The sequence below is a fragment of the Ligilactobacillus apodemi DSM 16634 = JCM 16172 genome (genome assembly GCF_001434405.1).
Lineage (GTDB): Bacteria > Bacillota > Bacilli > Lactobacillales > Lactobacillaceae > Ligilactobacillus > Ligilactobacillus apodemi.
In genome coordinates, this window is record NZ_AZFT01000045.1 from 1 (window position 1) to 214 (window position 214).

General features: G+C 47.2%; 1 tRNA gene. It reads right to left on the bottom strand.

Annotated features, from left to right (window positions below):
- Positions 1 to 63 precede the first annotated feature (63 nt).
- Positions 64 to 137, bottom strand: a tRNA-Ile gene (locus FC32_RS03765).
- Positions 138 to 214 lie beyond the last annotated feature (77 nt).

Below are 214 nucleotides of genomic sequence, written 5' to 3' on the forward strand. Positions count from 1 at the left end.
CGTTGACCTCCTGCGTGCAAAGCAGGCGCTCTCCCAGCTGAGCTAAAGCCCCATAAATATTAATGGGCCTAAGTGGACTCGAACCACCGACCTCACGCTTATCAGGCGTGCGCTCTAACCAGCTGAGCTATAGGCCCATTTTACAGTTTTGAGAGTAGATCTCTCAAAACTAAACAAAGTTTACGATAAAGTGCAGGTTTCCGAAATTATCCTT